This window comes from Serratia sp. J2 (assembly GCF_046269175.1).
GTDB classification, from domain to species: Bacteria; Pseudomonadota; Gammaproteobacteria; order Enterobacterales; family Enterobacteriaceae; genus Chania; species Chania fonticola_C.
This window is the reverse complement of record NZ_JBKABN010000057.1, coordinates 1-7,533: the sequence shown is the minus strand read 5'-3', so window position 1 is coordinate 7,533 and position 7,533 is coordinate 1. Positions and strand designations below refer to the sequence as shown.

Here is a 7,533-nt window from a genome sequence, read left to right as displayed (position 1 = left end):
TAATTTGGAGGCTGAATATCAATCTTCTTCTTCGTTACGCGCCATCAGTTGCCGCTTGTGCTCATCGCTGGCCGCCTGGATCTCCTCCAGCACCGAGTCAATGTCGGCCCGCTTGCTGGTTTCAACAAACTTGCCTGTCAGCTCTGTCTCCGGCGTCAGGTTACCTTCCTGATACAGCGCCCAAATCTCTTTGGCATACTTGCTGCCCAGCAGTTGCGGCGCATACTGGCCGTAGTAGTGAGTCATATTGTTGATATCGCGTTCAAACATGCTTTTGGCGTGGTTGTTGGCGGCGGCATCTACCACCTGCGGCAGATCGATTATCACCGGCCCGTCTTTATCCATCAGCACGTTGAACTCTGACAAATCGCCGTGAACCAGCCCAACACAGAGCATGCGCACGGCATAGTTCATCATCAAGGCGTGATCGTTCAACGCCTGTTCCGGCGTTAACGTGACGTCACTCAGGCGTGGGGCTACCAGACCTTCTTCATCGGTGATCAGCTCCATCAGCAATACACCGTCCAGGCAGATATCCGGCTGTGGCACACGCACACCGGCCTTGGCCAACAGATATAGCGCGTCCACTTCGGTATTCTGCCAGGCTTCTTCCTGCTGTTGGCGGCCAAATTTGGAGCCTTTACTCATGGCGCGTGCATCGCGGCTATTGCGCACCTTGCGGCCTTCCTGGTAGTTCACGGCCTGTTTGAAGTTGCGTTTATCGGCTTCTTTGTACACTTTGGCGCAGCGGATCTCTTTACCGCAACGCACGATAAATACGTCGGCTTCTTTGCCACTTTTCAAACGGCGGATGACGTCGTCGATTAAACCATCATCTACCAATGGCTGGAGTCGTTTTGGAATTTTCATGCAGCCTTGTACCCTATTTAGGCTCCGCTGTGAATATTTGCTTATGGTCTTAATGAAAAATCGGACCAAAAAGGCAAAAATGGGTTTTGCCGCCGGGGTGGTACATTGCCTCCCCGGAGGACCTTACTCTGCTTCAGCCATGACCCAGACGCTAACGCTGCCGCCGTTGACCGGGAAGGCTGCGCTACCGTGCTCATCTGTCATGATATCGTCCTCGCGGTTGCCGAGAAAGTCACACCAGGATTTATGCGCAAAATTTTCGCCTAGTGCGACGGTTTTACTGCTTTCGGCCCCGTTGGTCATCACCACCACGCATCCCGGTTGCTCGGCAGTGCCACTGCGGCTGAAGGCGATGCAGTGGGGATCGTCAAAATAGTCGTGCTGTTCGCCGTTGGCAAAACGTTGACGCGCCTGGATCAGCTTCTCCAGTTCGGCAATCACCGGCATTTCAATCTGATATTCCTGGCCGTCATCGCCTTGATCGCTATAACTGGCACCGTACAGATCCGGGTAAAACAGGCAAGGAACGCCTTGTTCACGCAACAGGATCAGGGCGTAGGCCAGCGGTTTGAACCAGGGTTCGACCGGCGCTTCGAGCGATTGCAACGGCTGAGTGTCATGGTTTGCCACCAGGGTTACCGCATGGGCAGGATCGACGGCGACCAGTGTATCGGTAAACAGCTGCGACATATCGTAACCATCGCCCTGTTTTGACGCCAGATGGAATTTCAGCTGTAGCGGTACGTCGAACAGCATCACCTTACCATCGACCAGTGCTAAATACTGTTGTAATGCCGCCAGATCGTGTGACCAGTATTCGGCCACGATAAACAGATCGCGCTGTGCCGCATCGCGCACGTGATCTGCCCAGTCTTTAAAGAACCAGGCTGGGATATGTTTGGTGGCATCCAGCCGGAACCCGTCACAAGGCAGGATTTCCATCAACCAGCGAGCCCAGTATTTTAGCTCCTCAACGACGGCTTGGTTACGGAACTCCACGTTGGCGCCCATCAAATAGTCAAAGTTGCCGTTTTCGTCGTCAACCTGGTCGTTCCAACCTTCTTCGCCGTAGTCATTGGCAATTTTGAAGATGCCTTTGTCATCTGGTTGCTCGATATAATCAACGCCGCTAAAGCAGGTGTAGTCCCAGATAAATTTGGAATAGGTCCCTTGCCGCCCAGGGAAGGTAAAGCGGGTGTAGGCCAGCGCGTCGATGCCAACCTCTGCGATATCGTTACGGTTATCTTCATCAACCTTATAGACGTGCACCTGCTCTTTGTCATCGGCGCCGATCTTGTGGTTGAACACCACATCATAGATCACCCGGATCTGGTGCTCGCGCAAGCTATTAACGGCCTGCGTCAACGCCTCTTTGTCGCCATATTTGGTGGCTCGGGTGCCTTTTTGATCAAACTCCCCCAGATCGAACAGATCGTAGCTGTCATACCCCACCGAATAGCCACCCGCAGCCCCTTTATAGGCCGGTGGCAGCCATAGATCGGTCACGCCTAGCTCGGCCAGGGCGGGGGCACGTTCGGCCACCTCTTGCCATAGCTTGCCGCCATCCGGGTAGTACCAATGGAAAAACTGTAACAGCGTGGTCTTTTTCGTCATCAGTCAGTACCCCGGTTCGTCAGTAAACGTGTGCCAAATGCTCGCCCCTCTAAGCATGGGCCACTTTTGGCAAAAGGGAAAATAGCGGGTGCTAGCCTGCAAGCAGAGTAGCCTCTTGGCGCGGGGAGAGTATGGCCGATTTGGCCGCCGCCCGTGAACTGTGAGCCGTTTCACCGTTCGGGCGTTTCCGTTATGTGAAGATATAACCAGTTGATAACAAAATACTAACTATAGCAGGGAGTAGGGATGATGGATTACCCGATGGGCGTTTCCGCGCTGGTGACTTTGGTGGTGATCGCCTTATGGGCAACGTCGCGTTTGCCGGAGTATCTGGTTGCGCTGCTGTTTTTTGCTGCGGTGATGGTGTTACAGCTAGCGCCGACGGCCGTGGTGTTTTCCGGGTTTGCCTCATCGGCATTCTGGCTGGTATTGAGTGGCTTTGTGCTGGGAACGGCCATTCGTTCTACGGGGCTGGCCGATCGGCTGGCCAACCGCATTCTGCCGCTACTGGCCGGTTCCTGGCCACGGCTGGTGGGCGGTGTGGTAGCCATCAGCTATGCGCTGGCCTTTGTCATGCCGTCGAATATGGGGCGTATTACCCTGCTGATGCCGATCATTATGGCATTGGCCGAACGTGCCGGGTTGGCGGAAGGATCGCGTGGCCGCTACGGCCTGGCGTTAGCGGTGGGGTTTGGCACCTTCCAACTTTCGGCCAGCATTCTGCCTGCCAACGTACCTAATCTGGTCATGAGCGGGGCGGCAGAAAGCGCCTATGGTATTCACTTTACCTATTTGGCTTACCTGCTGCTGCATGCACCGATCCTGGGCTTGGCGAAAGGCGCGTTACTGACGTTATGCATCTGCTGGCTGTTCCGTGCCAAACCACAGCCGGTGGAAAAAACCACCGAGCAGAGTCCACTTAGCTTGGCGGAATGGCGGTTGATCGCGCTGTTGCTGATCACGGTGCTGTTGTGGATCACCGATAGCTGGCACGGCATCGCTCCCGCTTGGGTAGGGCTGGCTGCTGCCTGCGTTTGCCTGTTGCCGCGCATTGGTTTCCTGACGGGGGAGCAGTTTGCTGCCGGTGCCAACATTCGCACCTGTCTCTATGTGGCTGGGATCCTTGGGTTGACGGCTTTGGTGAGCCATTCCGGATTGGGGGACTGGTTAGGCAGCGCGTTGCTGAACGTCATACCGCAAACCCAGGATCGGCCATTTACCGCTTTTGGCATGGTGATCGGTATTACGACGCTGTTGAATTTTGTCGTGACGGCCAATGGCGTACCCGCGCTGTTCACGCCGCTGGCACAGGTTCTGTCAGAGGGGAGTGGCTTGCCGCTAACCACGGTATTGATGACGCAGGTGATTGGCTATGCCACGCCGTTGCTGCCGTATCAGGCCTCACCGATTGTGGTGGCAATGGGGATGGGGAAAGTTCCGCCGCGTGAAGGACTGAAACTGTGCCTGCTGCTGGCCCTGTTAACCTTTGGGCTGTTGGTCCCGTTGGATTATCTGTGGTTCCGGCTATTGGGCTGGTTTGGCTGACAAGCAAAAGGCGGCACCAGGGCCGCCTCTTTGCATAAAACCGTTTAACGATCAGTTATAGATAATCGCGGTGCCGTGCAGTTTGTTGCTGCCGGTTGTTGCGATGATCTGGAAGGATTTGGCACCGGCTGCATCCGCTTTAGCCGCCAGTTTATTTTCCAGCGATGTCAGGTCAGAAGCGCCACTCACGGTGATCACGCCTGATTGTTGCAGATCGGCCGGTTGGCTGCTGACCAAATCTGCGGCGAAGCTACCGAAAGATACAGAAGCTAGTGCGATGGCGGCGAGGGTCATTTTCAGGTTTTTCATAATGGTTTCCTATCTCTACATGAGCAATAAAAGTTTTTGCGTTATCCCGTTTAATTACTTAACGGTCGATAAGTTAATGTTAGGCCTCTGCCCGAACGATTGCAAATGTTTTTTTAGTGGTCGTTAATTAATTCGTGCTATCCCGCTCAAGCTGCTGGCGGATGGGGAAGAAATGTTAAGATGGGGATTTAAATTAACGCATTGTTATTTAATGCTTATTATTAAAATTCATTCGAATTCTTCGCCACCTTGTAGCAAGATGCGGCCCGGATTGAACGCCATTTTCTGCCCGGCAGGGGCGCCATTGGCCGCATTGCTTACCGATCGCTAATTAAAAGTTGCTCGCTTATCATCGGCGGCGTACTATTTTTTGTACCGATCGATAATTTAATGATTGTGCCCGCGTTGGGCCACCGGGAAAGTGAGGGGTCTATGAGTATCAATAATGAAGACGCATGCGCGAAGAAATCACGCGGCAGGCCGAAGCAGTTTGATCGCGATCAGGCCGTTGAGCAGGCGCTTGAGCTGTTCTGGCGCCATGGCTATGAATCTACTTCGTTGGCCGATCTGGTGGAAGCGACCGGGGCTAAAGCGCCTACGTTGTATGCGGAGTTTGGTAACAAAGAGGGGCTGTTTCGCGCCGCAGTTGAGCGCTATCTGAGCCGCTACGTGGAATGTTACAACCGCCTGCTGGCCCAGGAGTTACCGATAGCCGATATCGTCGAGGCTTATTTGCGCACCTCGGCAGAGGTATTTACCGATCCGGAAAACCCTAGCGGCTGTTTTATGGTTTGTGCCAACGCCGCCTTGTCCTCCTCTTCAAACGATCTGGCCGAGATGCTGCGCAACAAGCATTTTGCGCAGGAAACCAGTCTGAAAGCTTGCTTTGATCGTAAGGTGCAGCAAGGGGAGTTGCTGGCTCGTACCGATACCGCATTGTTGGCGAAATACATAATTTGCCTGATTGAAGGGATGTCCGCCCAGGCGCGAGAAGGAGCCAGCCGTGAAGATCTGCTGCGGCTGCTGGATACCACCATGATGGTATGGCCGCGTTTGAGCCAGGTGGGTAACAAAGTTTGATCTGCCGTTAGACAGCCCCTCTCTCATCATGGGGAGGGGGCCCGTTTTTACCGCGCTGTCAGCTTCATATGCAGTAATGGGAAAGGCTTGCCTTGGCCATCCAGCTCGCTGCGGCCCGTCACCACAAAACCGTAATGCTGATAAAATGCCAATGCCTGCGGATTCTGCTCGTTGACGTCCAGCAGCAGTTCCTGATGCATGGCCTCAACCTCCGCCAGCAAGGCCTTGCCAATGCCTTCGCCACGCCGATCGGCATCAATAAACAGCATCTCCACTTTGTTGCCATCCAGGCCGATAAAACCGCATAGCTGTCCCGCAGCATCTTCGGCAACCCAGACGCTGACCGCCGGGAGATAATCGTTGAGGATCAGCGGATATAGCCGCGCAATATCCTCTTCGGCCAGGAAGTTATGGGTGGCGCGCACCGAGCGCTGCCAGATTTCTACTAGCTGCACGTTATCCGTAACCACACGCTTTCTTATCGTTATCATCGAAATTCTCACTCTATTGTCATTATTGTCATTTTAGCTATCCATATAGCGAGTTGAGCAGTCTCAGACTCAGCCCCTCACTATGATAAACTGCGCCATAGGCCGTGGACAGGGGGATGGAAGTGATACGCGCAGCGATAGAGAAACAGGTGCTCAGCCTGACCGGGCTGGCACTCGGCGGGATTGATTTTGAAAATCCGGCTGGCGATCCGGGGCTGTTTGGCCCGCAGTCTGTCACTTGGCAAGTGCATGGTGACTTCACCTCCATGCTTTGCGGCGGCGTCAGTGCGCTGCTGTTGCAGATGCTGCACCCGTTGGCCTTGGCAGGAGTATGGGATCATTCCAACTTTCGTGAGGATATGCTGGGCCGTCTGCGTCGTACCAGCCAGTTTATCTCCGTCACTACGTTTGGCCCCAGTGCAGAGGCGCAACGCCTGATCGCCAAAGTCAAAGCCATCCATTTACAGGTCAACGGCACCGACAATAACGGCCAGCCTTATGCCGCCAGCGATCCGCATCTGCTCACCTGGGTCCATGTCGCCGAAAGCAGCCGTTTCCTGGCCTCGCACCTGCGTTACCGCAATCCGCATCTGTCCCTTGCTCAACAGGATACCTATTATCGTGAAGCGGCTCGCGTCGCGGAAGCCTTGGGCGCGCGCGATGTTCCAAAATCCTGTGCGGCGGTTGACGATTATCTGCAACAGATGCGCCCGCAGTTGGTCTGCGATGAACGCACGCTGGAAGTGGCGCGCATTCTGCTGGCGGCCCCGGCTCCCAGCACGCTGGCGCGGCCGTTCGGCGCATTGGTGATGCAGGCAGGGATCGATCTGTTGCCGGACTGGGCGCAGCAACAGTTGGGATTCACCCCAGGAGCGACCCGGCGGCGGTGCGTGCGTATTGGCGTTGGCGGCGTTGGACGAGTGCTGCGCGCTTCGGTACGCAATGGCTCCTACCATCGGGCGATGCGGCGCATGAATAAGAACGCATCAGCGCAATGTTAGCCAGCGCAGCCACTTTTGAGACTATTGCCCGTGATCCCGATTGATGATGCGTTCTACACTGGCCCAGAGAAATATTCTATTTTTAGCGTACAGCCTATTTGTGCGCCAGCAACCCCTTGAGGTGATATGAACGAGTCAAACGTACTTGCTGAAGTGAATAACGAGAATCAAACGCTGGTCGCGGTGGTTCAGCAAGATAGCCGGGCCGCCTATTTTTATATCTACCCAACGGAAGAGTACAGTGAACGTTTTCAGGTGCGTGCCTGCTGGCTGCGCAACCTGGCTACGGCTCCGCAGCAGGAAGATCGCGCCGCTATGGAAGCTGGCCTTCCCCCTATGTTGGCGGCTGAGTATTGCCGTAATCTGGAAGGCGAAGCGCCATTGGATCCCGCAGGGCTGATGGTTGTCTGGACGGAAAGCGACGACGGGGCTGCCCTGTGGTATCACGGGCAACTGCTAGCGGTGATCCCCGGCTGGAGTTTATACATCGATCACTCGGTCTGCTATTCGGCAAGCTGCATCAAAGAGAACCCATTGGCCTATCCGCTGGGCTCTGCATCCACCAATACGCAATATGCACTGGCGGAAAATACCCGGCAGTTCTGGCGTAGCTGGCAGCGGGA

The 7,533-nt window shown here is 54.9% G+C and carries 7 protein-coding genes and 1 pseudogene; 4 read left to right on the top strand and 4 right to left on the bottom strand.

Annotation, left to right across the window (positions count from 1 at the left end; all coding sequences use genetic code 11):
- Window positions 1–18 precede the first annotated feature (18 nt).
- Window positions 19–870: a PA4780 family RIO1-like protein kinase gene (locus ACKWMY_RS27510; RefSeq protein ID WP_409487452.1), complete on the bottom strand. Its 852-nt coding sequence runs from the start codon at window positions 868–870 to the stop codon at window positions 19–21.
- 123 nt (window positions 871–993) lie between these two features.
- Entirely contained in the window at window positions 994–2,484 is a 1,491-nt protein-coding gene (gene amyA, locus ACKWMY_RS27505; protein ID WP_409487451.1) for an alpha-amylase, read from the bottom strand.
- Window positions 2,485–2,730: 246 nt separating this feature from the next.
- Here amyA and ACKWMY_RS27500 point away from each other — a divergent pair, with 246 nt between their 5' ends.
- Complete coding sequence (locus tag ACKWMY_RS27500; RefSeq protein WP_308871130.1) at window positions 2,731–4,029, top strand: SLC13 family permease; 1,299 nt, start codon at window positions 2,731–2,733, stop codon at window positions 4,027–4,029.
- A 51-nt stretch (window positions 4,030–4,080) separates the two neighbouring features.
- On the opposite strand, the gene bhsA is transcribed toward ACKWMY_RS27500, so the two are convergent.
- Window positions 4,081–4,338 carry a multiple stress resistance protein BhsA gene (gene bhsA, locus ACKWMY_RS27495; protein WP_024527443.1) on the bottom strand — a complete coding sequence of 86 codons (258 nt, stop codon included), beginning with the start codon at window positions 4,336–4,338 and terminating at the stop codon, window positions 4,081–4,083.
- Between the two features lie 432 nt (window positions 4,339–4,770).
- Here bhsA and ACKWMY_RS27490 point away from each other — a divergent pair, with 432 nt between their 5' ends.
- On the top strand, window positions 4,771–5,418 hold the full coding sequence (locus ACKWMY_RS27490) for a TetR/AcrR family transcriptional regulator (protein WP_024527444.1): 648 nt from the start codon (window positions 4,771–4,773) through the stop codon (window positions 5,416–5,418).
- 47 nt (window positions 5,419–5,465) lie between these two features.
- On the opposite strand, the gene ACKWMY_RS27485 is transcribed toward ACKWMY_RS27490, so the two are convergent.
- Complete coding sequence (locus tag ACKWMY_RS27485) at window positions 5,466–5,909, bottom strand: acetyltransferase (RefSeq protein WP_024527445.1); 444 nt, start codon at window positions 5,907–5,909, stop codon at window positions 5,466–5,468.
- Window positions 5,910–6,025: 116 nt separating this feature from the next.
- On the opposite strand from ACKWMY_RS27485, the gene ACKWMY_RS27480 reads away from it, so the two are divergent.
- A complete protein-coding gene (locus tag ACKWMY_RS27480) occupies window positions 6,026–6,910 on the top strand; it encodes an oxygenase MpaB family protein (RefSeq protein ID WP_024527446.1) in 885 nt (294 codons plus the stop codon).
- 126 nt (window positions 6,911–7,036) lie between these two features.
- A pseudogene (locus ACKWMY_RS27475) lies at window positions 7,037–7,533 on the top strand (suppressor of fused domain protein); the annotation flags it as partial.